We start from the raw sequence: 25,679 nt of genomic DNA on the forward strand, positions 1-25,679 counted from the left end.
GCGACCGACGTCACGGCCCCTCTCCCGGGGAAACGGAATTAGCGCAGATTGTAGAACGTTTCCTTGCCCGGATACGACGCGATATCGCCGAGATCCTCTTCAATGCGCAGAAGCTGGTTGTACTTGGCGATACGGTCGCTGCGCGAGAGCGAACCGGTCTTGATCTGACCGGCGTTGGTGCCCACCGCGATATCGGCGATCGTCGAGTCTTCGGTCTCGCCCGAGCGATGCGACACCACGGCCGTGTACCCGGCGCGCTTGGCCATTTCGATGGCGGCAAACGTCTCGGTGAGCGTACCGATCTGGTTGATCTTGATGAGGATCGAGTTGGCCACGCCCTGCTCGATGCCCTGCTTCAGAATCTTCGTGTTGGTCACGAACAGATCGTCGCCGACCAGTTGCACCTTCTTGCCGAGTTTCTCGGTCAGGATCTTCCAGCCGGCCCAGTCGTCTTCCGACATGCCGTCCTCGATCGAAACGATCGGGAACTTGTCGCACAGGTTGGCGAGGTAGTCGGCAAACTCTTCCGAGGTCAGCGACAGACCTTCACCGGCCAGCTCGTACTTGCCGTTCTTGAAGAACTCGGTCGAAGCACAGTCCAGCGCCAGCAGGACGTCGTCGCCCAGACGATAGCCGGCGCTCTCGACGGCTTGTTGGATGGTGGTCAGGCACTCTTCGTTCGAGGCGAAGTTCGGGGCGAAGCCGCCCTCGTCGCCCACGGCCGTGCTCATGCCCTTCTCGGCGATCAGTTTCTTGAGCGCGTGGAAGATCTCCGCGCCGCAACGCAGGGCTTCGCGGAAGCTCGACTGGCCGACCGGCATCACCATGAATTCCTGGATGTCCAGGCTGTTGTTGGCGTGTGCGCCGCCGTTGACGATGTTCATCATCGGCACCGGCATTTGCATGGCGCCCGAACCGCCGAAGTAGCGATACAGCGGCAGGCCGGCTTCCTCGGCAGCGGCCTTGGCCACCGCCATCGACACGGCCAGCATGGCGTTCGCACCGAGGCGCGACTTGTTGTCGGTGCCGTCGAGCTCGATCAGGGTCTTGTCCAGAAAAGCCTGTTCGGCGGCGTCCAGGCCCATGATCGCTTCCGAAATCTCGGTGTTGATATGCTCGACAGCCTTCTGCACACCCTTGCCGAGATACCGCCCCTTGTCGCCGTCACGCAGCTCGATGGCTTCGCGCGAACCGGTCGACGCGCCCGACGGCACTGCCGCGCGGCCCATCACACCCGACTCCAGCAGCACGTCGCACTCGACCGTCGGGTTGCCGCGCGAGTCCAGCACTTCGCGCCCGATGATATCTACGATTGCACTCATGTATTCCTCGGTATCTGTAAGACAAAAACGCTAAAGGGAACCTGCTTCGCGCCGCCATCCGTCACCGGTCGCCGTCCAGGTCGGGCGCGCAAGCCCATGTGAGCCGCACGCGCCGAATCCTGACATGGACGCCGATGCCGCGCTTGCGCGCGCACCGACAGAGGCGATACCTGGACGGGGGAACAACGGCGCCTCGAATTGAGGCACGGCGGCCTGTGGGATGACATCGATGTCGACGGTGCGCTCGGCGTACGGCACGCGGGCATCTCCTGAGGCTCACCCTCGCGACGGCCACTGCGACCGCTGCGCGACAAGCTTAACGACTCGACGCCATGCTGCCAAGGCGTCTGACCGCTATACCCGTCCTGTGAGCGTGCTGATACTGGCCCCAGGACGGTGTGTCTCATTTCAGTTGAAATTATTTTCCAGAAACTCGCCCTGCTTCACTGCCGCATCGATGGTCTTGAGCGTAGTGAGCAGTTCGCGCATGCGGCCCAGCGGCACGGCGTTGGGGCCGTCCGACAACGCGCAGGCCGGGTCAGGGTGCGTCTCCATGAACAGTCCCGAGACACCCACGGCCACGGCCGCTCGCGAGAGCACCGGCACGAACTCGCGCTGGCCGCCCGAACTGGTGCCCTGTCCGCCCGGCAACTGCACGGAGTGCGTGGCGTCGAACACGACCGGCGCACCGGTCTCGCGCATGATCGCCAGCGAACGCATGTCCGACACCAGATTGTTGTAGCCGAACGAGACACCGCGTTCGCAGGCCATGAAGACATCATCGGGCAGGCCGGCTTCGCGCGCGGCGTCGCGAGCCTTGTCGATGACGTTGATCATGTCGTGCGGCGCGAGAAACTGGCCCTTCTTGATGTTCACGGGCTTGCCCGACTGGGCGCAGGCACGAATGAAATCGGTCTGGCGGCACAGGAAGGCAGGTGTCTGCAGCACATCGACGATGGGCGCGGCCACCGCCACGTCCTCTTCCGTATGCACGTCCGTGAGCACCGGCACGCCGAGTTGACGGCGAACTTCCTCGAGGATCTTCAGACCCGCCTCGCGCCCAGGGCCGCGGTAGGACTTGCCCGAACTACGATTCGCCTTGTCGAACGACGACTTGTAGATGAACGGGATGCCAAGCGCGCCCGTGATTTCCTTGAGCTGCCCCGCGACGTCGATCGTCATTTGTTCCGACTCGACGACGCAGGTGCCTGCGATCAGGAAAAACGGTTTGTCCAGGCCAACCTCGAAACCACACAGTTTCATGCAAACTCCTTGTTTCTCGCTCGCGGCAACTCAGCCTCAGGCAGCCTTCTTGCGGGCTTGCTGACCGGCCAGCGCAGCCTCGACGTACGCCTTGAACAGCGGATGGCCATCGCGCGGCGTCGAGGTGAACTCGGGGTGGAACTGAACGCCCACGAACCACGGGTGCACCTGTTGCGGCAGCTCCATCATTTCCGGCAGATTCTCGGTCGGCGTGCGCGCCGAGATCACCAGACCTGCCGCCTCGAGCTGCGGGACATAGTGATTGTTGACTTCGTAGCGGTGACGGTGACGCTCGTTGACCGTGTCGCCGTAGATGCGCGAGGCAAGCGTGTCGGCCCTGACCGGCACGCGTTGCGAGCCCAGACGCATCGTGCCACCCAGGTCCGAGTCCTCGGTACGCTGCTCGATCTTGCCGTCGCGGTCCTGCCACTCGGTGATGAGGGCGACGACCGGATGCGGCGTCGACGGCTCGAATTCCGTGCTGTTCGCGTCGGCGAGCTTGGCCACGTCGCGTGCGAATTCGATCACGGCAAGCTGCATGCCCAGGCAGATGCCCAGGTAGGGCACGCGGTTCTCACGAGCGAAACGAATCGCCTTGATCTTGCCTTCGGTGCCGCGGCGACCGAAACCGCCCGGCACGAGAATCGCATCGAGATGCTTGAGCGCATCGGTGCCGTCCTTCTCGATCTGCTCGGAATCGATGTACTCGATATTCACGCGCGTTTCCGTGTGGATGGCGGCGTGACGCAGCGCTTCGATGAGCGACTTGTACGATTCGGTCAAATCGACATACTTGCCGACCATGCCGATGGTGACGTCGTGCTTCGGATTCTCGACGGCCTGCACCAGACGCGTCCACATGGACAGGTCGGCCGGCTTGGCTTCGATTTTCAGTTCGTCGCAGATGATCTTGTCCATGCCCTGGTCATGGAGCATTTGCGGAATCTTGTAGATCGTGTCGACGTCCCAGACCGAAATCACGGCGTCCTGAGGGACGTTCGCGAACAGCGAAATCTTGGCGCACTCGTCTTCAGGAATCTGTCGGTCGGCGCGGCACAGCAGCACGTTCGGCGAAATGCCGATCTCGCGCAGTTTCTGCACGCTGTGCTGGGTCGGCTTGGTCTTGAGTTCGCCTGCCGTGGCAATGTACGGCACCAGCGTCAGGTGCACGAAGGCCACGCTGTTGCGGCCCAGGCGCAGGTTCATCTGACGGGCGGCTTCAAGGAACGGCAGCGACTCGATGTCGCCGACCGTACCGCCGATCTCGACGATGGCGACGTCGGGATGGCCGTCCCACGTCGAACGCGCGCCGCGCTCGACAAAGGCCTGAATTTCATTGGTGATGTGCGGAATGACCTGAACGGTCTTGCCGAGATACTCGCCGCGGCGCTCCTTGCGGATCACCGATTCGTAGATCTGGCCCGTCGTGAAGTTGTTCGCACGACGCATCTTGGCGCTGATGAAGCGCTCGTAATGGCCCAGATCGAGATCGGTTTCCGCACCGTCCTCGGTCACAAACACCTCGCCGTGCTGGAACGGGCTCATTGTGCCCGGGTCGACGTTGATGTAGGGATCAAGCTTGAGGAGGGTGACTTTGAGGCCACGCGATTCGAGAATCGCGGCCAGAGATGCGGCAGCAATTCCCTTACCAAGAGAGGAAACCACGCCGCCCGTGACAAAAACGAATTTGGTCATCGCAGTAATTGCTCGCGGGAAAGCCGGATTATACCCGAAAGCCGCCTTGCCCTCGATGTGCGGCGCGGCAAATTTTGGTCTTGACAGGCACCGTGCGGGCCGCCCCGGCGCGTGCGGCGCGCCCCGACGCACGTCGGCACTTTCGGGCAGGCACCGACAGACACCACTTCACCTCGACGTATGCCGATGTGTGTCGATGCACCACGATGCACCCCAATGCACGCCGATGCATGTTTCACCGACCTGCGAAGGCGCGCCGTGCGCCGATTCCCTGCGCGGCGCGCGGCACCCGGTTCAGGCGGCCAGCGAACGGCGGTGATCGCCGCGCAATTGGGCGAGCATGTCGCGCACCGCCGATGCTGTCTCCAGCGGCCGCTCCATCGGGAAGAGGTGTGTCCCCTTCACATAACGCAGATGGGTACCGACGATGCGGCGTGTCGCGCCGATTCCCGCCTGCCTGAGTTCACGCGACTCGGTACCGGCGAGAAATCCTGCCGGCACCGGCACGCCGCGCATGGCACGCACGGCAAGCAGCGGAGGCAGTGTCAGATAGATCCGGTACTCGATCTCGCGTGCGAACGCGAGCCGCCGAACATCGCCCTCTCCCGTCGGTACGGTGCCGCAGTCGATGTAATCGCGCAGGACATCCGGATCCCAGCCGGCGAACGCCGGCTTGCCGGCAAAGTGCCGCCATGCGGCCTCCCAGTCCGGCCAATGATCGCGCCGCCGCTTGGTCACGCCCGCCGGCGACATGCGCTCGTACAATCCGGTAAGCATGCTCAGGCGCAACATCTGCGTGCGCCAACCGGGCGTCACGATGGGGGAATCGATCATCACCACGCCGCGCACGGATTGCGGCGCCTTGAGCGACGCCATGAGGCTAAGAAAACCACCCAGCGAATGCCCGACCAGCCAGACCGGTTCGCCACCGTACTGGCGCTCGAGGGTATCGACGAGCTCGTCGCGCAAACACCGCCAGCCGGGCGTGACCGGATAGCGCGGGTCATGACCGATGCGGTCGATGGCGCGCACGTCGTATTCGTCGGCCAGCGCACCCAGCATCTTGCGATACACGCCTGCGGGGAAACCGTTGCCGTGCGAAAAATGGATGATGTCTCGTGTCATGGAATTCGTTGTCGTGGCGAGCGGTTGCCGCGCGGGCTTCGGCGATCGATTCGGCCTCGAATCTTGCCTCGAACTTCGCCTCGACGTTGACTGCGAATGCCGCTTCGACTTTGGCTTCGACGTTGGCTTCGAATCCGGTTTGGCATCGCGGCGCCCGGCTGCCGGGTCGCATGCGCCGGAAATCTTCGCCACAGCCCACCAAAGTACGCTTGCAGCGGAGCGCGCGCTGACCCATTCTAACGAATCGGCCGCAGCGCGCCGGTAGAGGTTTCCATCGAATCGCTCGGGCGGCGCGTCCTGCGCGACGGGCGCCGTCAGGCACGTCGCGCTTCGTTCCGGGGCGCACACGACGGCATCTGGCGCTTGTTGATACCTCGCCCGCCTCGGCGATTTGCCCCGACGGCCATTGCGCGCGAAGGCGACCCTTGTCACACGCACATCAGCTTCGTCACGGGGTAGCGAAGCTTTCCGCGTGCCAGTACCGTCGGCGTTGCTCGCGGCAGGATTTGGCCTCGATGCCGTCGCGATTCAGTGAAAATCGCACGGCACCGTGCACCGCGCTGTCCCACACGGTCGCTCCAGCTGCGCGGTAGCGTTCGACGACGGACGGTCTCGGATGACGGAAACGATTGCGGTACCCCGTTTGAAACACCACGTGCTCCGGCGCAACCGCTTGCACGAACGCCATCGTCGACGACGTCTGACTGCCGTGATGCGGGGCGAGCAGGACATTGGCGTGCAATGCCGAACCAAAGCGCGCAAGCATCGTGCGCTCCTGGGGAGCTTCCGCATCGGCGGCGAGCAACGCGCTGTGGCGCTCGTTGGACACTTTTAGCACACAGCTCACGCTATTGGGGCCGGCGCGCCCCGCCCATGCCGCGCGCAGGGCGTTCGGGTCCGGATGCAGGAAGCGGAACGTCACGCCTTCCCATGTCCACTGCTGGCCCGCCAGACAGGTCCGATGGTCCCGCGCCGCGCGACGCACCCGATGCTCGCCCGGCAGTGACGAGAACACCTGCGCGTCCGGATACGCCCGCAAGACGCTGCGCGCGCCGCCAAAGTGGTCGTCGTGCGCGTGGCTCACCACGAGGCGGTCGAGCCGCCGCACGCCATGTGCGCGCAGATACGGCACGATTACGCGACGCCCGGCGTCGGTGCGAGCCCCCATTGGCGGTCCGGCATCGAACAACAATGTGCGTGTTGCCGTCTCGACCAGCACGGCGTTTCCTTGCCCGACATCGAGCATGGTGACGCGAAAGTCACCGTCGCCCGGTCGAGGCGGCGACGCGAACCACGCCGGCCCCATCAGGACCAAACCAGCGAATCGCCAACCCACGCACCCGGCCCTCTTCCCGCGCATCCAGCGGGGGAACGGCATCAGGACCACCGCAGCCCCGGCGACGGCTGTGGCCAGTACCCACGTCGGCGCGACGCCCGCGCGCCACACGGCGCCAGGACTTGACGCCAGCCACCCCAGCCACTCGGCCAGCCAGACGACGGCCCAGTGGGCAACGGCCAGCGTCCATTGCGCCAGTACCGCCGGCAATACCAGGCTGAGCAACGCCAACGGGGTCACGACGAGCGTCATGACGGGGATGGCCACCGCGTTGGCGATGGGGCCGAGCAACGGCACTGCGCCGAACCAGGCGAGCGACAAGGGCACCATGCCGATCGTGACGGCGAACTGGGCTCGCGTCGCACGGGCGACAACGGTCCACGCGCGCCGCGGCGCACTGTGGCGATCGGCCTCGCGCGCGCCGTGGCGCCCGGCGCCCGGGTCACCGCTGCGCGCTGGGTCCACCGTCCCGCGCCGCCTGCCCGACGCCTCGGGCCGCCGCCGCCCCGCCAGCACAAGCGCCGCAACCGCACCGAAGGAAAGCCAAAGGCCTGGCGCCACGACCGCCCATGGATCGAGCGCCACAATGACGGCCAACGCCCACGCGAGCGCATACGAGGGGGCTGCGAATCGTCCGTTCAATAGTGCAACGACGACGATCGTCACCATGCCGACCGCGCGCCGCGCCGGTACGCCCCACCCCGCCACGGCGCCATACGCGATCGCGGCCAGCAGTCCGGCAACCGCCGCAGCCTTCGGTGCTGGCCACCACAATGCCAATGGAAAACGTCGGCACCCGGCGCGTCGCCACAGCAGGCCCACGAGCGCACCGAGGGCTCCGGCCACGAGCGACACATGCAGCCCCGAGATGGCGAGCAAGTGGCTGACCCCCGTATCGGCAAACACTTGCCAGTCGTCAGGGGCGATCTCGCTGCGCTCTCCGAGCGCGAGGGCCATCAATACGCCGCCGTAACGCGCCGACGACGTCGAGAATGCCGAGGGTTCGGGTGACACGGGTGACACGGGTGACACGGGTGACACGGGTGTTGCGGATGGCGCTGGCGAGGCTGGCGACGCTGATGAGGTCGATGCGGAGGCTGGCGGCGATGACGCCGACGTCCGCAGTGCCGCACGAAAGTCGTCACGCAGACGTTCGCGCCAGGCCGCCCATCGGTACCCTTGCACCGGCCCCGGCTCCAGACGCATCAGTTGCTGCCGCTGCGACGCCCGTCGTTGTCCGTAACCCGCGCGCACGTACCCCGACGCCCGAATGCCGCGCACCAGTGCCATGAGCTCCGCATCGAAGCCATGCCAGTTCGCGAAGCCTCGCGGCGCATTGACCCTCACGGGCAAGCGCCAGCGTTCCCCCGCACGCGGCAAGGTGCCTCGCGCCGGCACTTTGTCCATCGCGTGCGACGCTTTCACTTCAGCGGGCGGCCCGCCGACCTCGTTGCGCCGTCCGGCCCACGCGGGTTGCCGGGACCAAACCAGCTCGATGTGCCGGGGCACCGGCACGTCTGTGCAGGCCGGCTGCGTTCCCCCGGCGCCCCTCTCGTCGCGCCAACCCGCAACGGATGCCGGATTGGACGACACCCGGCGGTCGCCCGCGCCCTCGCACGCCCCGCTGGCGACGTACGCCCGCTCCACGTCAAAAGCAAATCGCACGCCGCCGTCCAGGGTTGCGGGCAATCCCGCCACCACGCCCTCGACGATCAGATCCTGCCCCGCCAACGCCACCGGGAGCCGGTCACTGAGTCGAATTTCGGCGCGCAACGCCGCCCATGCATAGCCGAAAACGCCCACACAGACGGCGATCAGAACCATTGCGCAGCGGTGCCGCACCTCATTTCCCGAGTTCCCGGGACCCGCGCAACTATCGTCCCCTACGGAACCCGCGCGACCCACGCGCCCCATGCGCCATCTCGTACGGACCGCCAAACCGGCCCACACAACAAGCACCGCCGCCGCCGCGCCCACGGCAGCACCGAAACCCGCGCCCGAAGGCAGCGCCGACGCCTGTTGAAGCCACCAGACGCCCGCCACCCAGGCAAGCAGCACCAGCCGCACAACGTCACCGCGTCATGAATCGCGAACCGCGCGACGCCGCCGCGTCAGCGCGATCCGGCGTGGTCAATGAGGGAGTTGGCGGGCGCAGGCCCGTCGCCGGGCGCCATGGCCATGGCGCCCGACAAGCGCGGCAGCACGCGCCAGGCATTCGCGCGCGTGGCGTGCGCCAGCGCCTCGGCGGACACGCCTCGAAGATCCGCGAGCACCTGCGCGATGCGAGGTAATTCGCCCGGGCTGTTGCGCTGCTTGTAGCGCCACTCCGGCGCAATGTCCGGCGCGTCGGTTTCAAGCACGAGCGCATCGAGCGGCAGGTCCACGGCGAGGCGGCGAATCTGCAACGCCCGGTCGAACGTCATCTGCCCGCCGAATCCGAGGCAAAAACCGCGCTCGATGAACATGTCCGCCTGCTGACGGCTGCCATTGAACGCATGCGCGATCCCGCCGCGCGGCGTGAAGATTCGCAGTTGCTTGAGCAACGCATCCTGTGACCGGCGTACGTGAAGAATGACCGGCAGATCGAAGTCCCGCGCGATTTTCAATTGCTCGACGTAGAAGAACTGCTGGCGTTCGGGGTCGAGTGTCCTGACGAAGTAGTCCAGACCGATTTCGCCAATGCCGACGAATCGCGGATCGCCGATCGCCGCTTCCACGGCTCGGCGCAACGTCGCGATGTCCTCGTCGCGCGCACGTGGCGTGTACAGCGGGTGGATGCCGAGCGCGTAGGCGCCGCCGGGCATCGCGTTCGCTGCCGCCCGCGCCGCATCGAACGATGCGCACTCGACGGCGGGCACGACGAGCCCCGCCACCCCCGCAGCGGTGGCTTCGGCAATGACGGTGCCGCGGTCGGCGTCGAACTCGGCCGCGTCGAGATGGCAATGGGTGTCGATCCACATGGTCGAATGTCCTTGAGCGTCAATTCTAAGGGGCAGTGACAAGGCTCGCACGACGAGTGCGGGATGACCATCGGACAACACCGCATCACGGTCTAGGACGTTGCCGATTTCCACCCCGCGCGCAGGCCGCCGGAAAACGCAAAACGCCGGGGAATCCCCGGCGTTCGCACCCTTTCCCCACTGTCCGTCACAAACGGATTACGCGGGCTCCAGCACGCCTTCGCGCAGACGCAACGCCCGATCACACCGGCGCGCCAGATCGATATCGTGGGTCACGATCACGAAGCTGGTCCTGAGCGTCTCCGACAACTCCAGCATGAGTTCGAACACGGTCTCGGCGGTGTGTCCGTCGAGATTGCCGGTCGGCTCGTCGGCAAGCACGCACGCCGGTTGCGTGACCAGTGCGCGCGCCATCGCCACGCGCTGACGCTCGCCGCCCGACAACTCCGAGGGGCGATGCTTCATGCGCGGGCCAAGGCCCACGCGCTCGAGCATCGTCTGCGCACTCGCGCGCGCCTGCTCCGTGGGCAAACGACGAATACGCAGTGGCATGGCCACGTTGTCGAGCGCGGAAAACTCCGGCAGCAGGTGGTGGAACTGATAGACGAAACCGAGCGACTGGTTGCGCTGCGCTGTCTTGTCGCGCTCGCGCAGCGAGGAGAACGGCTTGCCCAGCAGCGACACCTCACCGCGCGACGGGTCGTCGAGTCCGCCCAGCACGTGCAGCAGCGTGCTTTTGCCGGAGCCGGATGCGCCAACGATCGCCACCTTTTCGCCGGGAGCGACGTCGAGGCTCGCGCCGTTGAGCACGGTCACGTTGAGCTGCCCCTGCCGGAAAGTCTTGTGCAGATCCCGGGCGCGCAGCACGGGACCGTCGTAGGCGAGGTTCGGCACGGGAGCCAGGGATGGGGTCGCGTTACTCATAGCGCAGGGCCTCCGCCGGTTTGACGCGCGACGCGCGCCAGCTCGGATAGATCGTCGCCAGTGCCGAGAGGACGAACGAGATCACCCCGATGCGAATCACGTCGGACGATTGCAGATCCGAGGGAAGTTCGGAAATGAAGTAGATGTCCTGGGGCAGGAAGTGAATGCCCAGCAGGCGCTCGATGAACGGCACGATGGTGCCGATATTCACTGAGATCAGGCAGCCGAGCCCCACGCCGAGCAACGCCCCGGCAAAGCCGATGGTCACGCCCTGCACCATGAATATCTTCATGATCGAGCGCGGTTGTGCGCCGAGCGTGCGGAGGATCGCAATATCCGCATACTTGTCCGTGACCGTCATCACGAGCGACGACACCAGGTTGAACGCCGCCACGGCAATGATGAGCGTCAGGATGATGAACATCATCCGCTTCTCGGTCTGTACCGCCACGAACCAGTTCTTGTTCTGCTGCGTCCAGTCGCGCACCCACATGTTGCCGGAGAGCGTCTTGGCCAGCTCGCGCGCCACCAGCGGCGCCTGCTCCATGTCCTGAATCTTTAGCCGCACGCCCGTCGGCCCGTCGAGCCGATAAAGCGTTTCGGCATCGTGCAGATCGATCAGCGCGAGCGAACTGTCGTATTCGTAGTGACCGGCAGTGAAGATCGCGACCACGGTGAATTGCTTCACGCGCGGCAGCACGCCGGCCGGCGTGATGGTTCCCTGCGGGGCGACGAGCGTGATCTTGTCGCCGATGCTCACGCCCAGCCCGCGCGCGAGCTCGCGCCCGAGCACGATGCCGAAGCTGCCCGGCGTGAGGTTGGCCAGGGTGCCTTCGGTGATCTGCTTGCCGAGATCCGAGACCTTGGCCTCCTCGCTCGGCACGATACCCCGCAGCACCACGCCGCGCACGTTGTCCTCGCGCGTGAGCATGGCCTGCTCGCCCACATAGGGCGCGGCGGCGATGACGTTCTTGTTCTGCAATGCCTCGGCGGCCGTTCGTTGCCAGTCCGGCAGGTTGCCGTCCACCGCGAAGACTTCGATGTGCGCCAGCACGGAAAGCATGCGGTCCCGAACTTCCTTCTGGAAGCCGTTCATCACCGAGAGCACCACAATGAGCGCCGCCACGCCAAGGGCGATGCCGGCCATGGAGATGAAGGAAATGAAGGAGATGAAACCGTTGCCGGATGATCGCTTGCCGGTGCGCGTGTAGCGCCAGCCGATCTGCCATTCGTATGGGAATTTCAAACGGATTCCTGATTCTTGATAAGGATCGATCGGAGCATGCCCGCGCCGGCGGCCCGCACCGGCTTCCGAGTCCGCGTCCCCGGTCCCTGCCCGGGGCGACGGACGGCACGTTCCGTACCTGACGTCAGGGTCACCCAACTGCCAGCGCGAAGTTTGCCATACAATTCGCCTCGACATGGATACACCTGCCCTGCACTTTCTCCTGCCGTTCGCGCTCCCCGCGTCGGCCCATTTTCCCGCACTGCTGGCCGGATTGGAGTTGCCCGCGCTCGAAAAGTTGCTCGCGCGCGGCGTCCCGTCGGCGCAGGACGTGCCGGAAGACCCGTTTGTCCCCACGCTGCCGCATGAGCGCTGGCTGTCGGACGCCTTCGGCCTGCCCGGCGTGCCCGCCCGCGCGCCGCTCGCGCCGTTCATGCTGCTCGAGGACAGCGGCTCGCTCGACACCCGTTACTGGTATTGCGCGCAGCCGGCGCACATCCACATCGCCACCGACCACCTGGTGCTCACCGACCCGGCCGAGCTGTCGCTGAGCCCGGAGGAGTCGGCCGCGCTCTTCGCCACGGCCCATGCACTGTTCGCGGACGTCGGCGGCGAGCTGATCGCGCCGCGTTCCGACCGCTGGTACCTGAGCGCGCCCGCGCTGGGCGAGCTGCTTACGGCGTCGCCCGGGCGCGCGGCAGGCCGTAACGTCGACATCTGGCTGCCGCAGGGCAAGGCCGAGCTGACGTGGCGCAAGTGGCAAAACGAAGTGCAGATGGCCTGGTACGACCACCCCGCCAACCAGGCCCGCGAGGCGCGTCGTCTTCCGCCGGTCAACGCCCTCTGGCTGTACGCCGGCGGACAACGCATTGCCGCGCCGCGCCTGAACCGTCCCTGCGTCACGGTGCTGTCCGACGACCCCGCCACCCGAGGTCTGGCCACCCACCTGCAGATCGCCCTTCATGCCACTCGGGCCGGGCTCGCCGCCGCCAACGGGCGCACCGTCGTGCAGATCGACACGCTGACCGACCATTTCCTGAGGGAAGACTGGGCGCGTTGGCGCGACGCCCTCGTCGAGATCGACCGCACGTGGCTCGCGCCGGCGCTCGAACGGGTCGCCAGGGGGCAGGCCCGGGAAGTCGCGCTCACGTTGTGCGGCGACTTTCACAGCGTGACGATCCGCTCGCGCGGCGTCGATCTGCGAAAGTTCTGGCGCCGCCAGTCGCTCGACGCGCGCATGTCGGCCCTCGCCCGGATCGGCGAGGACGCGGCATGACCGACATCGTCACGCGTCAGGTCGACGACGCCGCCGCGCACGCCCTCGCACGCGACGGCATCCACCCGGTCCTCGCCCGACTGTTCGCCTCGCGAGGCGTATTGGCCAGCGAAGAGACCGAGACCGCCCTCGCCCGTCTGATTCCGCCCACGCAGCTCAAAGGCGCGCGCGAAGCCGCCGTCTTTCTCGCCGACACCATCGCCGCGAACCGGCGCATGCTCGTGGTCGCCGATTACGACTGCGATGGCGCGACCGCCTGCGCCGTCGCCGTGCGCGGCCTGCGCATGTTCGGGGCGAAGGTCGATTACCTCGTGCCGAACCGCTTCGAATACGGCTATGGCCTCACGCCCGAGATCGTGGCGCTCGCCGCGCAAGGCAGGCAGGGCCCGCCCGACGTGCTCATTACCGTCGACAACGGCATCGCCAGCCTCGACGGCGTGGCGGCCGCGCAGCGCCTCGGCATTGAGGTCGTGGTGACGGATCACCACCTCCCGGGCAGCGAGTTGCCCAACGCCCGTTGCATCGTCAACCCGAACCAGCCGGGCTGCGAGTTTCCGAGCAAGCATCTCGCGGGCGTGGGCGTGATGTTCTACGTATTGCTCGCCCTGCGCGCCGAACTGCGCGCTCGGGGCGCTTTCGGCGCGCGCGAGCAACCGCGTCTCGATACCCTGCTCGATCTGGTGGCGCTTGGCACCGTGGCCGACGTCGTGAAGCTCGACGCCAACAACCGCATCCTGGTTGCGCAAGGCCTCGCGCGTATGCGCGCGGGTCGCATGCATCCGGGCATCAACGCGCTGTTTCGCGCCGCGGCCCGAAATGCCCGCCAGGCCGGCAGCTTCGACCTGGGGTTCGGGCTCGGTCCCCGCCTGAATGCCGCGGGCCGCCTGGCCGACATGTCGCTCGGCATCGAATGCCTGCTCACCGACGACGACGCCCGCGCCTGGACGCTCGCGCAGGAACTCGACGCCATGAATCGCGAGCGCCGCGAAATCGAAGCCGGCATGCAGCAGGAAGCGCTGGCAGATCTCGCGCGTTTCGACCCGCGTTCGGCCACCACGCTTTGCGCGTTCAACGAGACCTGGCACCAGGGCGTGATCGGCATCGTCGCGGCCCGCCTGAAGGAAAAGTTCTATCGACCGACGATCGTGTTCGCGCCGGGCGACGACGGGCAGATCAAGGGGTCCGGCCGCTCGATTCCGGGTTTTCACCTGCGCGACGCGCTCGATCTCGTCACGAAGCGCGAGCCGGGCCTGATCGCCAAGTTCGGCGGTCACGCCATGGCGGCGGGACTGAGTATCGCCGCCGACGCCCTGCCGCGCTTTCAGGCGGCGTTCGAGGCGGTCGGACAGGAATGGCTCGACGAGAAGGCGCTGTCGCGCGTGATCGAAACCGACGGCGACATCGGCGACGAGTGTTTCGTCCCGCCGTTCGTGGCCATCCTCGATGCGCAGGTCTGGGGCCAGGGGTTCCCGCCGCCGGTCTTTTCAGGCGAGTTCGACGTGCTCTCGCAGGCCATCCTCAAGGATAAGCACCTGAAGCTGCAACTGGGGCGCGGGCGCATGCGAATGAACGCCATCTGGTTCAATCATGCCGACACCCTGCCAAGCCGCGCACAGTTTGCCTATCGCCTGGCGGCCGACACGTTCAACGGCGTCTCGCGCGTGCAGATGATCATCGAGCACGCCCAGGGCCAGGGTTAGCGTCGGCGGGGCGTCGCCAACAGGCCCTAGGCCGCGGTGGGCGGCGCCCCGGCGACGTACTCGCGCATCACGCGCAGAAAGGCCTCTCGTGCCGGATGCACCTCCACGCCGCGATGCCGAACGAAAAAGTTCGGCACGGCGGCGAGGTCCTCCATCGCGTGGCCGACGATGTTCGCCTCCTGCCGATAACGTTGATAGATGCCGCGCGGCACGAGCGAATATCCCACTCCGGCGCCGACGCAGGCGACGATCGTCGCATAACTGCCGTAACTCAGAATGCGCCCGGGCGTGACAGCGTTCGACGCAAGCCACTGCTCCATCGTCGCGCGATACGGGCACCCGGACGGCCACATCAGCAGCGTGGCACCCGACAGATCCGAGGCCTCTTGCACCCGACCGGCCCGCGCGGGCGCAACCAGCACGATCGGCTCACGATAGATCTCGTCGGCGACCACCAGCGCCTGTGCCTGCGCTTCCAGGCAGGCCGTGCCCGCGATCAACGCGGCGTCGACGCGGCCGTGCTGAATCTCGTCGAGCAGATTGAGCGACGTATCCGTCACCAGGTTCAGGCGCACCTTCGGATAGGCCGCATGAAACCGCGCAAGCACGGCCGGCAGCCGCGACGTGGCCGACGATTCGATGGCTCCCAGCGAGAAATCCCCGGCCGGCTCGTTGGCCGGATTGAGCGCGGCGCTCGCCTCACGCGAGAGCGCGAGTATCCGATCCGCGTAGCCAAGCAGCGTGCGTCCGCTGGGGGTGAGTTGCAGTTTGCGGCCTTGCCTGTGAAAGAGCTTCACGCCGACCGCGTGTTCGAGCGAACGGATACGCGCGGTCACGTTCGACTGCACGCAATGCAGCGCCTCGGCCGCCCCCAGCACGCTGCCTTCGTCCACGATGGCCTTGAAGGTCTGAAGTTGCAGAAAATCCATGATCCTCTCCTGGGCCGGGTAGCCCTGCTGCGCGCAGATACACACATCGAAGTCGACGATGGTAGGCGACAACCGTCGACACTTCAATAATAGTGAACTGAATTGCCTCAACAATTCACTTTTTTAGCGTACGGGAAAGGCATAAGCTTCGGGTTATCCCTAGTGCGACGTCTGCCGGGGCATCCCGCCCCGGCCAGCGCGCCGCCTCTCGTGAAGGAAGTCACATCATGTACCGCCCTCTGTCCGCCGCTGGTCATCTCAACGCCTCCGCCCCGGTGGTGACTGCGCCGGTCACGCCGCTCGGCCTGTTCTTCCGCGCCGTCGATCAATGGCGCGTGCACTATGAACAGCAGTTGCAGGCCGAGGCGCTTGCCGCGCTTGACGACACGTCGCTCGCCGACGCCGGTTACGCACGCGACGCATTCGGACTGCGTCACGCCGCTCGCTGAAGACGTTACCGGAGCGCGGCCGGCGTCGCGGTCCGCCATCGACCGAATTCCCCCGAAAAGTGGGGGAAACGGGGGCTTCGCTGCGCTATAATTTCGGTTTTCCCGAATTCGCACCTGTCAAAGCTCATGGAAGCCGAACGCCTCAACGCCCTCGAATCCCTGCTCGCCGATCTGCGCACTCGCGTCGGCGAGCTCAGGGGGTATCTTTGACTTCGATGTCAAGCAAGCTCGCCTGACGGAAGTCAACAAGGAACTCGAAGACCCCAACATCTGGAACGACTCCAAGCGTGCCCAGGCGCTGGGCAAGGAAAAGAAGTCGCTCGACGGCATCGTCACGAACCTGACGGAACTGGACGCCGGTCTCTCCGACACGCAGGAATTGTTCGACATGGCCCGCGAAGAGGGCGATGAAGATTCGCTCCTGGCGCTCGAGAGCGACACGCAGGCGCTTGCCGCGCGCGTGGGTGAAATGGAGTTCCGCCGGATGTTCAACAATCCGGCCGATCCCAACAACTGCTTCATCGACATCCAGGCCGGCGCCGGCGGCACCGAAGCCAACGACTGGGCCGGCATGCTGCTGCGCCAGTACCTTCGCTATTGCGAGCGCAAAGGCTTCAAGGCCGAAGTCCTCGAAGTGTCGGACGGCGACGTCGCCGGCATCAAGAGCGCCTCGCTCAAGGTCACCGGCGATTACGCGTACGGCTATCTGCGCACCGAGACCGGCGTGCACCGTCTGGTGCGCAAGTCGCCGTTCGACTCGTCGGGTGGACGCCATACGTCGTTTGCCAGCCTGTTCGTCTATCCGGAAGTGGATGATTCGATCGACATCGAAATCAATCCCGCCGATGTGCGTACCGACACGTACCGTGCCTCCGGCGCCGGCGGCCAGCACATCAACAAGACCGACTCCGCGGTGCGCCTGACGCACATCCCGACCGGCATCGTCGTGGCCTGCCAGAACGATCGTTCGCAGCACCGCAACCGCGCCGAAGCCTGGGACATGCTCCGCTCGCGCCTGTTCGAACACGAGATGCGCAAGCGTCGCGCCGAGCAGGACAAGCTGGAGTCGAGCAAGACCGACGTGGGCTGGGGCCACCAGATTCGTTCGTACGTGCTCGACCAGTCGCGTGTCAAGGATCTGCGCACCGGCGTGGAAACCGGCAACACCGGCAAGGTGCTCGACGGCGATCTGGACGACTTCATCTCGGCGAGTCTCAAGCAGGGAGTGTAAGGAATGGCGTTTGTCCGCACGCTCGCCGTGTGGGTGGTGAGCGCGCTGTGTCTGCAGCGCGCCGCCGTTGCCGCTCCGGCCAGTACACCGGGCGCACCGGGTGCAAGTCCCGAGACGGGACCGTACCTGCATGAATTGCTCAAGCGCCCGGATTTCTCGGGCGCCTACGCGCGCATCGTGGCGCCGCGCAATGTGCCCGCATGGGTGCGTCAGGGCGGCACGTCGACGCCGTCGCAACGTGTGAGCGTTGCCGGCAAGCCGTGGTTGCTGGTGCAAAGTTGCAAGCCGCACGACTGCCCGAGCGAGTATGTCCACATTTTGTACGAGCCGCGCTCGCAATCGATCGCGGCACTGTTCGTGCGAGACCCGAGTGCGGCGGCCAACGCGGGCCCGCATCAGGATCGCACCGAACTGATCTGGCTGGGCGCGCCCGACGGCTCGCTCAAGAATGCCCTGCTGCACACGCTGCGTTTTACCGAATAACCTCATCGTTCGCATCATGACCGATCAAAACACCCCGGCCCACGCGGCCAACCCGGCGGGCGACCTGCCGCAGGACGACAACAAGCTCATCGCGGAGCGCCGCGAGAAGCTGCAGGCACTGCGCGCCAACGGCGTGGCCTTTCCGAACGACTTCCGGCCCGAGCAGCGTGCCGGCGATCTGCAGGAACGCTTCAAGGACGTCGAGAACGAAGCGCTCGAAGCCGAACCCGTCGCCGTGTCGGTCGCCGGTCGCATGATGCTCAAGCGCGTGATGGGCAAAGCCGCCTTCGCGACCGTGCAGGACAGCAGCGGCCAGATCCAGTTCTTCATCGGCCGCGACGACGTGGGCGCCGAGTCGATGACCGCCTTCAAGGGCTGGGACATCGGCGACATCATCGCGGCCACCGGCACGCTGTTCCGCACGCGCACCGGGGAACTGTCGGTAAAGGTCAAGGAACTGCGACTGCTCGCCAAGGCGCTGCGTCCGCTGCCGGACAAGTTCCATGGCCTGTCCGATCAGGAAACGAAGTACCGTCAGCGTTACGTGGACCTGATCACCTCGCCGGAGACGCGCAGCACGTTCCGCGCCCGCGCCAAGGCCATCGCCTCGATCCGCAAGTACATGACGGACGCCGACTTCATGGAAGTCGAAACGCCGATGCTGCACCCGATTCCGGGCGGCGCCGCGGCAAAGCCCTTCATCACGCACCACAACGCGCTCGACATGCAGATGTACCTGCGTATCGCGCCGGAGCTCTACCTGAAGCGCCTCATCGTCGGCGGCTTCGAGCGAGTGTTCGAGATCAACCGTAACTTCCGCAACGAGGGCGTGTCGCCGCGCCACAATCCGGAATTCACGATGATGGAGTTCTACGCCGCCTATACGGACTACCGGTGGCTCATGGACTTTACCGAGGCACTGATCCGCAATGCTGCCGTGGACGCGCTCGGCACCGCTACCATCCAGTATCAGGGTCGCGAGCTGGACCTGTCCAAGCCGTTCCATCGCCTGACGATCGTCGAAGCGATCCGCAAGTACGCGCCCGAGTACACCGAAGCGCAACTGGCTGACGTCGAGTTTGTGCGTACTGCGCTCGGCAAGTACGGCGTGAAGGTCGACGCGCCGCAATTCAAGAACGCCGGTCTGGGCGCACTGCAGCTGGCACTGTTCGAAGAGACTGCCGAGAGCCAGCTGTGGGAGCCGACCTTCATCGTCGACTACCCGGTGGAAGTCTCCCCGCTCGCGCGCGCCTCGGATTCGGTACCCGGCATCACCGAGCGCTTCGAACTGTTCATCACGGGACGCGAGATCGCCAACGGCTTCTCCGAGTTGAACGATCCCGAAGACCAGGCGGCACGGTTCCGCGCGCAGGTCGAGCAGAAGGACGCCGGCGACGAGGAAGCGATGTACTACGACGCCGATTACATTCGCGCGCTCGAATACGGCATGCCCCCGACGGGCGGTTGCGGTATCGGCATCGATCGCCTGATCATGCTGCTCACCGACAGCCCGAACATTCGCGACGTGCTGCTGTTCCCGCACCTGCGCCGCGAAGACTGAGGCGCATCGAGGCGCTTGCCGTCAAGCTGCGACAAACCACCGTCGCAGCGAAATTGAAAATGCCGCAGCATGCTGCGGCATTTGTCATTCGACGTCGGCGTCAGCGGGCCCGCGGCGGCGAGGCTCGCTGATCGACACGTACGTCAGATGCGCAGCGAAGCTTACCCTGAGCCCCTTATCATTGCCCGCGATCTCGCGAGACTCGGCGGACAGCGCGGACGCCGGCCGTTTCGACGGCCTCGGTGCCGCCCCCGCCTCCCCCTGCACCGGATCGTCCCCTGCCATTCGCCGTCGCGGGCCGCGCGGCCCCGGCGCAACGACGCTCGCCGCAACATCGCCGACTCGGGCACCGACGAATTCACGCGCCACGGCGACAGCCGACGGCAACGTCGCCACGGTCGCCGCGCGCGCCGGGTCGGTCGATGCGACTGACGTCAGGACAGGAGAAGGGGAACCACTGGTCGGGCGCGACGAGAATACGGACATGCGAAGACTCCTCGGGGACTGGCAGCGGATTGTGCCGGTTGCGAGTCTAGGCAACGGCGGGCTGCACGCTGTCGCATCGCGCGCATGACCTGCGCAAAATGGCACAACGAGCGCTTCGCATCAGAAAGCCGGGGTTCCACGATAGGCGGACGGCCAATCGCCGTCGAGACGCAACCAGGTACGCGAGATGGGGAGAATCGCACCACTCGACGCTTCCTCGGCCAGTTGTCGCAACGCCAGCGAGCCCAGCGTCTTCGGATCGGTCGGGAACACGAGCAGGAACGTCCGGTTGAGCGCCACGGCAGCGAATTCGCGCACCTCGAAATGATCGACCATCGATTGGTAGAGGTTGCCGAGCACGAGTCCGCCTGCGGGTGCCATCCAGTTGCCTCGACACCCTCCGATCATGGTGCCGTCGTCGAGTCGGGCTATACCGAATTCGAAATGACGCGCCGTCCAGGCCCGCGAGAGGTTCGACGCGGCCTGACTGAAAGCTTCCTCGAAGGTGAGTCCCGCAGCGTGCAAATCCCGCGCTTGCAAACGGCGCAGGCCGCGCGGGCCGTCGAGCACGAGGACGACGAAAACATCGTTGGAGAACGGTTCGCTGACATCGCCGGCAGGGTCGTGCTCATCCACCCAGGCACGGGTGACCACGTACGGATAGACGTGGGGATGGCTCGCGGTGTCGAGCGGCGTTTCCAGCGGCGGCAGGGTATCGATCATGGCGTCACGTTCGCGGACAATGCGTGCCATTATGCGCGCGCCACCAACGCAGCGCACGGTACACGATCCACAGCATCGTCAGTGGTAACAGCACGACGCCCCACTGCCCCATCGGCGGCCACAGGGCTGCGAGATACGCTTGCAACGGCACGATCCATACGAGCCAGGCAAGCGCTGTGCTGGCGCCATGCAGCATCGCACGGCGCGATCGCGCCATGGGCGTACCGCCCGCCCCTGCCCACTCGGGTAACCCGGTCAGCCCCATCAGCGGCACGACCAGCCATGCCAGTTCGTAATAAAGCAGATAGGGTTGCGCGAGCAGCGTTGCCGTCGTCGCCGCGGCAACACGCAGCGCTGGCGGCGCCGGGGTCGTCCACAGCCATGCGGTGAAGAGCACGGATGGCAGCGCGATCACCGCGTAGAGCACGTAAGCGCCGGACAGTCCCACGCCGTGCAGGCGCGCCATGGCGAAGACGGTCGGCATGGCGTGCCAGATCCCTCCCGCGCCCTGCTGCACGACCTCGGTGTTGAACCGCGCAACCGCGAGAAAGAAGGCGCGCCATAGCGGCCAGCCCGCCCACGCCATCGACAGACCGCAGGCAACGGCACCGACGACGACCATCGTCGTCAACGCGCGCCATTGACCCGCGCAAATCCACCACAGCGGCAGAAGCAACGCCAACTGCGGCTTGATGACGAGCAATCCGCCGCAGAGCCCGGCCAACGAAGGACGCGATCCGCCATACGTGAGCGCCACGCACATCAGCAATAACGTGACGAGCGAATTCTGTCCCGCCAGCAAGGCAATCCACAGCCCCGGAAACGCCAGCGCCACCAGCCACGGCCAGCCACTTTGGCCCCGCCAGATCCTCACCGCAGCGACGTACGCCGCCAGACTCACGACGACATAGACCGCATACGCCGCAGGGTAGGACAGCCACGAGAGCGGCTGAATCCCCCACTGAAACGGAGGTGGGTAAAGCCAATGCCCGGCATCCGGATAGGCAGGAAAGAACCTGAGCAGCTCCGGGAACAACGTCGTCGGGTCGAAAGCGGCGAGCGGACCGAGGTGACGCGTAATCCACGACACCGTCCAGAACACACGCAGATCGTGACCCAGCGGTGGCATGCCATGACCCGATGCGCCGAGCGGTTCGGCGTCGGACGTCAACCAGCTGAGCGCCCATGCGCCAAGCGCCGCGAGTTGCAGCGCCAGCATTACGGCCGCCGCCGGCACTGCGACACGCGGCAATGCCCCGCTTCGCGCAGTCGGTGCATCGTCCCCGGCGCACGTCGGGGAAATGTCGGACGTCGATGCCTGACGCTTCACATGACCTCCCTCGGCACTTGTTTCAGATGTTAAGGCGCGGCAGCCCCTACGGCGCACACGGCGCCATCAGAATACCAAAATCCCCTTATGATTCATCGACTTAAATTCACACCGACCGCAACGTCCGCGCACTTGCCGAGACGCAGGTTTTACATCGCGTTACAAAATGAAACGGATGCCGACTTTGCCGTGAACGACACTTTTCTCATGCGAAATCGCCCCGTGCTCGCCAGCACGCAGAAAGGGGAATCGCACTTACCGCACGATGGAGAAAACAACATGGATAACGATCTGCAACCGCGTCGCATGCACCCGCTGATTGCTGCCGCTGCCGGCAGCGTCGTGGTCGTGAGTCTGCTTGGCGTGGCCGCCATCACGGGTGTGCTGCCGCTTGCGCGAAGCACCGATGGCCCTGCCCCGACGGGTAACAGTTCGCCGGGTAACAGTTCACAATACGCGCTGACGTCGCCGCAATCGCAGCCGTCGTGGTCGACGCAGCCGGGCGCAGCCTCCCAGCAAGGGACGCAGCCGACCCAACAAGCGCAATATGCGCCGCAGCAGGCCCCGGCGCAACGCACCCCGGCGCCGCAACCGTCCTACGCGCAACAAGCCGCCGCACCGGCGCGTCAGCAGGCGGCAACGTGCTCGACCTGCGGCACGGTCCAGTCGGTGGAGCCGATTCGTACGCAAGGTCAGGCAACGGGTCTCGGTGCCGTGGGCGGTGCCGTTGCCGGCGGTCTGCTCGGCAATCAGTTCGGTGCGGGCAACGGCCGCACCGCAATGACGGTGGTCGGCGCCCTTGGCGGCGGACTGGCCGGGAACGAAGTCGAGAAGCGCGTGCGATCCGAAACGGTATATCGCGTGTATGTGCGCATGGACACCGGCAAGACCCGCTACTGGACGTATCAGTCGGCGCCGGGCGTGCAACCGGGCGACCGCGTGCGACTCGAAAACAACGGCCTGGTGCGCGCGGGTTAAGACATGCTTGCGGTCGGCACCGAGGCAATCGCTGCGATGCGAGCGCATTGACCGCCCGCCCCACCAAAGACAAAAGCCGCTCTCTCTGGAGCGGCTTTTGTCTTGTCGGCGCCCGGAGGCGACGCTCAGGCGGGCCGGTCGCGCCGGTCACCCGCGGATCAGTCGGCTTCGTCGATCCACGCCATCTGGATGGCCTCGAGGATCTTCTCGCCCGAGCGCTCCGGCGCATCGTCGAAGCCGTCGAGTGCCATCACCCATTCCCGCAGGTCGGTAAAGCGCACGTATTGCGGGTCGACGTCGGGATGCGCCTCGGTGAGCGCGATCGCGATATCCAGCGTATCAGTCCATTTCATGGGGCAGGCTCCTGTTTCTCTCGTGTCACCGCACAACGCCGGACGGCGTCGCTCAGTGATTTTCCTTGGCGTGATTGATCGTGTACTTCGGAATCTCGACGACCAGATCCGAATCGGCGGGCATCAGCGTCTGGCACGACAGGCGCGACGTAGGCTCGAGCCCCCAGGCCTTGTCGAGCAGATCTTCCTCTTCGTCCGCGGCCGGTTCCAGCGCTTCAAACCCCTCGCGCACGATCACGTGGCATGTGGTGCAAGCGCACGACAGTTCGCAGGCGTGCTCGATTTCGATATGGTTGTCCAGCAGCGCCCGGCACACGGACGTGCCCGGCGCGACTTCCAGCACCGCGCCTTCCGGGCAAAGCTCGACGTGAGGCAATACAACGATTTGAGGCATGGCTTTCGGTTTCCGTGGTGTCTTACAGTTTGTCGATGTCGGCCACGCGCCGGCCGGCGAGCGCCGCGCGGATGCTCTTGTCCATGCGGCGGGCGGCGAACGCATCGGTCGCATGCGAGAGCGTTTCGGTCGCTGCCTTGATGGCGGCCTGATCGTCGCCAGACGCCTTCTGCCGCAGATCGGCCAGCAGCGTGTCGATGTGAGCGCGCTCGTCGGCATCGAGCAGCTCGGGATCGGCCTGCAAGGCGCTGTCGATTGCCACGAGCAGACGCTCGGCTTCGACCTGTTGCTCGCGCAGCGCACGGGCGCGCATGTCCTGCTCGGCCGAGCCGAAGCTGTCCTGCAGCATGCGCGAGATGTCCTCGTCAGCCAGACCGTACGACGGCTTGACCTCGATCGAGGCCGCCACGCCGGAATGCATTTCCTGCGCCGAGACCGAGAGCAGCCCGTCGGCGTCGACCTGATACGTCACGCGAATGCGCGCCGCACCGGCCGTCATCGGCGGAATGCCACGCAACTCGAAGCGCGCGAGCGAGCGGCAGTCGGAGGCCAGTTCGCGCTCGCCCTGGAGCACGTGAATGGCCATGGCCGTCTGGCCATCCTTGAAGGTGGTGAACTCCTGTGCGCGCGCTACCGGAATGGTCGCGTTGCGCGGAATGATCTTCTCGACCAGCCCGCCCATCGTCTCCACGCCGAGCGAGAGGGGAATCACGTCGAGCAGCAGCCAGTCGTCGCCTTCGGCCTGATTGCCCGCCAGCAGGTTGGCCTGCACCGCGGCGCCGAGCGCCACCACCTGATCCGGATCGAGATCGACCAGCGGTTCCCGGCCGAAGAATCCGGCCACCGCCTCGCGCACTTGCGGCATACGCGTCGCGCCGCCGACGAGGACGACGCCCTTCACGTCTTCCGGGCCCATTCCGGCGTCGCGCAGTGCCTTGCGCATCGGACCGATCGTGCGCTGCACGAGCGATGCGCCGAGCGCGGTGAATTGCTCGCGCGCGAGCGAGAGTTCCACCTTGCGTCCCGCCGACAAGGTGAGCGCGATCGTCGCCGTGTCGGCATCCGTCAGTGCTTCCTTGGTGGTACGCGCGTGATCGAGCAGGCTGCGTACATCCTGCGGGGTGAGCGTTGCGATATCGAGCCCCGCGGCCTCTACCGCCCAACGGTAGATCGCCTGATCGAAGTCGTCGCCGCCGAGCGCGGAGTCACCGCCCGCCGCGAGCACTTCGAAAACGCCCTTGGTCAGCCGCAGGATCGAGATGTCGAAGGTGCCACCGCCGAGATCGTAGACCGCGTAGAGGCCCTCCGCCGCGTTGTCCAGACCATACGCAATGGCCGCCGCCGTCGGCTCGTTGAGCAGCCGCAGCACATTCAGCCCGGCCAGCCGCGCGGCGTCCTTGGTCGCCTGACGCTGCGCATCGTCGAAATAGGCGGGCACGGTAATGACGGCGCCAACGAGATCATCGCCGAGCGTATCTTCGGCGCGCTGACGCAGCGTCGCGAGGATTTCCGCCGACACCTCCACCGGGCTCTTCACGCCGCCGGCCGTGTTCATTTGCACCATGCCGGGCGCGTCGACGAAGTCGTACGGCGCGTTGTCGGCGTGAGCGACATCGGCCAGGCCCCGGCCCATGAACCGCTTGACCGAGACGATGGTGTTGCGCGGATCGGTGGCCGCCGCCGCCTTGGCGTCGTACCCGATCTGGGTACGCGGCCCGCCGAGATAGCGCACGACGGACGGCAGCAGCACGCGGCCCTGTTCGTCGGGAAGGACTTCGGCCACGCCGCTGCGCACGGAGGCCACGAGCGAATGCGTCGTGCCCAGGTCGATGCCCACGGCGAGTCGCCGCTGGTGCGGCGCGGGGGACATGCCGGGTTCGGAAATTTGCAGAAGGGCCATGACTTTGCAATGCGGGCCACGCGCGCGCGCGTGCAC

The 25,679-nt window shown here is 65.9% G+C and carries 22 protein-coding genes; 8 read left to right on the top strand and 14 right to left on the bottom strand.

Features of this window, described 5'->3' with window-relative positions; translation table 11 throughout:
• Positions 1 to 38 precede the first annotated feature (38 nt).
• From eno to LV28_RS39380, 4 genes are all read right to left on the bottom strand, one after another.
• A complete protein-coding gene (gene eno, locus LV28_RS39365) occupies positions 39 to 1,322 on the bottom strand; it encodes a phosphopyruvate hydratase (RefSeq protein WP_023596672.1) in 1,284 nt (427 codons plus the stop codon).
• A gap of 408 nt (positions 1,323 to 1,730) precedes the next feature.
• A complete protein-coding gene (gene kdsA, locus LV28_RS39370) occupies positions 1,731 to 2,585 on the bottom strand; it encodes a 3-deoxy-8-phosphooctulonate synthase (protein WP_023596673.1) in 855 nt (284 codons plus the stop codon).
• Positions 2,586 to 2,621: 36 nt separating this feature from the next.
• On the bottom strand, positions 2,622 to 4,280 hold the full coding sequence (gene pyrG / locus LV28_RS39375; RefSeq protein ID WP_023596674.1) for a CTP synthase: 1,659 nt from the start codon (positions 4,278 to 4,280) through the stop codon (positions 2,622 to 2,624).
• 294 nt (positions 4,281 to 4,574) lie between these two features.
• Complete coding sequence (locus LV28_RS39380; protein WP_023596675.1) at positions 4,575 to 5,405, bottom strand: alpha/beta fold hydrolase; 831 nt, start codon at positions 5,403 to 5,405, stop codon at positions 4,575 to 4,577.
• Between LV28_RS39380 and LV28_RS39385 the strand changes: the two genes are divergently transcribed.
• Complete coding sequence (locus LV28_RS39385) at positions 5,404 to 5,670, top strand: hypothetical protein (RefSeq protein ID WP_023596676.1); 267 nt, start codon at positions 5,404 to 5,406, stop codon at positions 5,668 to 5,670. The two genes, LV28_RS39380 and LV28_RS39385, sit on opposite strands and share 2 nt — an antisense overlap.
• A 183-nt stretch (positions 5,671 to 5,853) precedes the next feature.
• Here the strand turns inward: LV28_RS39385 and LV28_RS39390 are convergent, their stop codons facing one another.
• From LV28_RS39390 to LV28_RS39405, 4 genes are all read right to left on the bottom strand, one after another.
• Positions 5,854 to 8,808 carry a DNA internalization-related competence protein ComEC/Rec2 gene (locus LV28_RS39390; RefSeq protein ID WP_081326901.1) on the bottom strand — a complete coding sequence of 985 codons (2,955 nt, stop codon included), beginning with the start codon at positions 8,806 to 8,808 and terminating at the stop codon, positions 5,854 to 5,856.
• Positions 8,809 to 8,852: 44 nt separating this feature from the next.
• Entirely contained in the window at positions 8,853 to 9,701 is an 849-nt protein-coding gene (locus LV28_RS39395) for a TatD family hydrolase (RefSeq protein WP_023873829.1), read from the bottom strand.
• 198 nt (positions 9,702 to 9,899) lie between these two features.
• Positions 9,900 to 10,625 carry a lipoprotein-releasing ABC transporter ATP-binding protein LolD gene (lolD, locus tag LV28_RS39400; RefSeq protein WP_048806591.1) on the bottom strand — a complete coding sequence of 242 codons (726 nt, stop codon included), beginning with the start codon at positions 10,623 to 10,625 and terminating at the stop codon, positions 9,900 to 9,902.
• Positions 10,618 to 11,871, bottom strand: a complete 1,254-nt coding sequence (locus tag LV28_RS39405; RefSeq protein WP_023596680.1) for a lipoprotein-releasing ABC transporter permease subunit — start codon at positions 11,869 to 11,871, stop codon at positions 10,618 to 10,620. The genes lolD and LV28_RS39405 overlap by 8 nt, the downstream gene beginning before the upstream one ends.
• 175 nt (positions 11,872 to 12,046) lie before the next feature.
• Between LV28_RS39405 and LV28_RS39410 the strand changes: the two genes are divergently transcribed.
• Both LV28_RS39410 and recJ read left to right on the top strand, forming a co-directional pair.
• Positions 12,047 to 13,126 (top strand): hypothetical protein, encoded by a 1,080-nt coding sequence (locus LV28_RS39410; RefSeq protein WP_024788722.1) that lies wholly within the window; start codon positions 12,047 to 12,049, stop codon positions 13,124 to 13,126.
• Positions 13,123 to 14,826 (top strand): single-stranded-DNA-specific exonuclease RecJ, encoded by a 1,704-nt coding sequence (gene recJ / locus LV28_RS39415; RefSeq protein WP_023596682.1) that lies wholly within the window; start codon positions 13,123 to 13,125, stop codon positions 14,824 to 14,826. Before LV28_RS39410 ends, recJ begins: the two co-directional genes overlap by 4 nt.
• 26 nt (positions 14,827 to 14,852) lie before the next feature.
• Here the strand turns inward: recJ and LV28_RS39420 are convergent, their stop codons facing one another.
• Positions 14,853 to 15,755, bottom strand: coding sequence for a LysR family transcriptional regulator (locus LV28_RS39420; RefSeq protein ID WP_023596683.1), 903 nt, complete (start codon positions 15,753 to 15,755; stop codon positions 14,853 to 14,855).
• Between the two features lie 227 nt (positions 15,756 to 15,982).
• On the opposite strand from LV28_RS39420, the gene LV28_RS39425 reads away from it, so the two are divergent.
• From LV28_RS39425 to lysS, 4 genes are all read left to right on the top strand, one after another.
• Entirely contained in the window at positions 15,983 to 16,204 is a 222-nt protein-coding gene (locus LV28_RS39425) for a hypothetical protein (protein ID WP_023596684.1), read from the top strand.
• 126 nt (positions 16,205 to 16,330) lie between these two features.
• Positions 16,331 to 17,435 (top strand): peptide chain release factor 2 gene (gene prfB / locus LV28_RS39435; RefSeq protein WP_174234927.1). Its coding sequence is split into 2 segments (ribosomal slippage): positions 16,331 to 16,402 and positions 16,404 to 17,435, totalling 1,104 coding nucleotides; the frame shifts between segments, so codons are not numbered across the junction.
• Positions 17,436 to 17,438: 3 nt separating this feature from the next.
• A complete protein-coding gene (locus tag LV28_RS39440) occupies positions 17,439 to 17,918 on the top strand; it encodes an Ivy family c-type lysozyme inhibitor (RefSeq protein WP_023596687.1) in 480 nt (159 codons plus the stop codon).
• 16 nt (positions 17,919 to 17,934) lie between these two features.
• A complete protein-coding gene (gene lysS / locus LV28_RS39445) occupies positions 17,935 to 19,479 on the top strand; it encodes a lysine--tRNA ligase (protein ID WP_023596688.1) in 1,545 nt (514 codons plus the stop codon).
• A gap of 606 nt (positions 19,480 to 20,085) precedes the next feature.
• Here lysS and LV28_RS39455 read toward each other — a convergent pair.
• A complete protein-coding gene (locus tag LV28_RS39455) occupies positions 20,086 to 20,718 on the bottom strand; it encodes a hypothetical protein (RefSeq protein ID WP_058371669.1) in 633 nt (210 codons plus the stop codon).
• Complete coding sequence (locus LV28_RS39460; RefSeq protein WP_048806588.1) at positions 20,693 to 21,907, bottom strand: glycosyltransferase family 87 protein; 1,215 nt, start codon at positions 21,905 to 21,907, stop codon at positions 20,693 to 20,695. Before LV28_RS39460 ends, LV28_RS39455 begins: the two co-directional genes overlap by 26 nt.
• A gap of 390 nt (positions 21,908 to 22,297) precedes the next feature.
• On the opposite strand from LV28_RS39460, the gene LV28_RS39465 reads away from it, so the two are divergent.
• The gene (locus tag LV28_RS39465; protein ID WP_023596693.1) at positions 22,298 to 22,996 is read left to right on the top strand and encodes a glycine zipper 2TM domain-containing protein; all 699 of its coding nucleotides are present in this window, start codon (positions 22,298 to 22,300) and stop codon (positions 22,994 to 22,996) included.
• A 158-nt stretch (positions 22,997 to 23,154) separates the two neighbouring features.
• Here the strand turns inward: LV28_RS39465 and iscX are convergent, their stop codons facing one another.
• The 3 genes from iscX to hscA are packed head-to-tail and all read right to left on the bottom strand — an operon-like array spanning position 23,155 to position 25,643.
• On the bottom strand, positions 23,155 to 23,349 hold the full coding sequence (iscX, locus tag LV28_RS39470; RefSeq protein ID WP_023596694.1) for a Fe-S cluster assembly protein IscX: 195 nt from the start codon (positions 23,347 to 23,349) through the stop codon (positions 23,155 to 23,157).
• A gap of 52 nt (positions 23,350 to 23,401) precedes the next feature.
• Complete coding sequence (gene fdx / locus LV28_RS39475) at positions 23,402 to 23,743, bottom strand: ISC system 2Fe-2S type ferredoxin (RefSeq protein ID WP_023596695.1); 342 nt, start codon at positions 23,741 to 23,743, stop codon at positions 23,402 to 23,404.
• Positions 23,744 to 23,765: 22 nt separating this feature from the next.
• Positions 23,766 to 25,643, bottom strand: coding sequence for a Fe-S protein assembly chaperone HscA (gene hscA / locus LV28_RS39480; RefSeq protein WP_038620692.1), 1,878 nt, complete (start codon positions 25,641 to 25,643; stop codon positions 23,766 to 23,768).
• Between the last annotated feature and the right edge of the window lie 36 nt (positions 25,644 to 25,679).

Source organism: Pandoraea pnomenusa (assembly GCF_000767615.3).
GTDB lineage: Bacteria > Pseudomonadota > Gammaproteobacteria > Burkholderiales > Burkholderiaceae > Pandoraea > Pandoraea pnomenusa.

What these genes read in the sequence shown, in the direction of transcription:
- eno (WP_023596672.1), bottom strand. Translation starts at nt 1,322, where the DNA reads ATGAGTGCAATCGTAGATATCATCGGGCGCGAAGTGCTGGACTCGCGC.
- kdsA (WP_023596673.1), bottom strand. Translation starts at nt 2,585, where the DNA reads ATGAAACTGTGTGGTTTCGAGGTTGGCCTGGACAAACCGTTTTTCCTG.
- pyrG (WP_023596674.1), bottom strand. Translation starts at nt 4,280, where the DNA reads ATGACCAAATTCGTTTTTGTCACGGGCGGCGTGGTTTCCTCTCTTGGT.
- LV28_RS39385 (WP_023596676.1), top strand. Translation starts at nt 5,404, where the DNA reads ATGGAATTCGTTGTCGTGGCGAGCGGTTGCCGCGCGGGCTTCGGCGAT.
- LV28_RS39380 (WP_023596675.1), bottom strand. Translation starts at nt 5,405, where the DNA reads ATGACACGAGACATCATCCATTTTTCGCACGGCAACGGTTTCCCCGCA.
- LV28_RS39395 (WP_023873829.1), bottom strand. Translation starts at nt 9,701, where the DNA reads ATGTGGATCGACACCCATTGCCATCTCGACGCGGCCGAGTTCGACGCC.
- lolD (WP_048806591.1), bottom strand. Translation starts at nt 10,625, where the DNA reads ATGAGTAACGCGACCCCATCCCTGGCTCCCGTGCCGAACCTCGCCTAC.
- LV28_RS39410 (WP_024788722.1), top strand. Translation starts at nt 12,047, where the DNA reads ATGGATACACCTGCCCTGCACTTTCTCCTGCCGTTCGCGCTCCCCGCG.
- recJ (WP_023596682.1), top strand. Translation starts at nt 13,123, where the DNA reads ATGACCGACATCGTCACGCGTCAGGTCGACGACGCCGCCGCGCACGCC.
- LV28_RS39420 (WP_023596683.1), bottom strand. Translation starts at nt 15,755, where the DNA reads ATGGATTTTCTGCAACTTCAGACCTTCAAGGCCATCGTGGACGAAGGC.
- LV28_RS39425 (WP_023596684.1), top strand. Translation starts at nt 15,983, where the DNA reads ATGTACCGCCCTCTGTCCGCCGCTGGTCATCTCAACGCCTCCGCCCCG.
- LV28_RS39440 (WP_023596687.1), top strand. Translation starts at nt 17,439, where the DNA reads ATGGCGTTTGTCCGCACGCTCGCCGTGTGGGTGGTGAGCGCGCTGTGT.
- lysS (WP_023596688.1), top strand. Translation starts at nt 17,935, where the DNA reads ATGACCGATCAAAACACCCCGGCCCACGCGGCCAACCCGGCGGGCGAC.
- LV28_RS39455 (WP_058371669.1), bottom strand. Translation starts at nt 20,718, where the DNA reads ATGGCACGCATTGTCCGCGAACGTGACGCCATGATCGATACCCTGCCG.
- LV28_RS39460 (WP_048806588.1), bottom strand. Translation starts at nt 21,907, where the DNA reads ATGCTGGCGCTGCAACTCGCGGCGCTTGGCGCATGGGCGCTCAGCTGG.
- LV28_RS39465 (WP_023596693.1), top strand. Translation starts at nt 22,298, where the DNA reads ATGGATAACGATCTGCAACCGCGTCGCATGCACCCGCTGATTGCTGCC.
- iscX (WP_023596694.1), bottom strand. Translation starts at nt 23,349, where the DNA reads ATGAAATGGACTGATACGCTGGATATCGCGATCGCGCTCACCGAGGCG.
- fdx (WP_023596695.1), bottom strand. Translation starts at nt 23,743, where the DNA reads ATGCCTCAAATCGTTGTATTGCCTCACGTCGAGCTTTGCCCGGAAGGC.
- hscA (WP_038620692.1), bottom strand. Translation starts at nt 25,643, where the DNA reads ATGGCCCTTCTGCAAATTTCCGAACCCGGCATGTCCCCCGCGCCGCAC.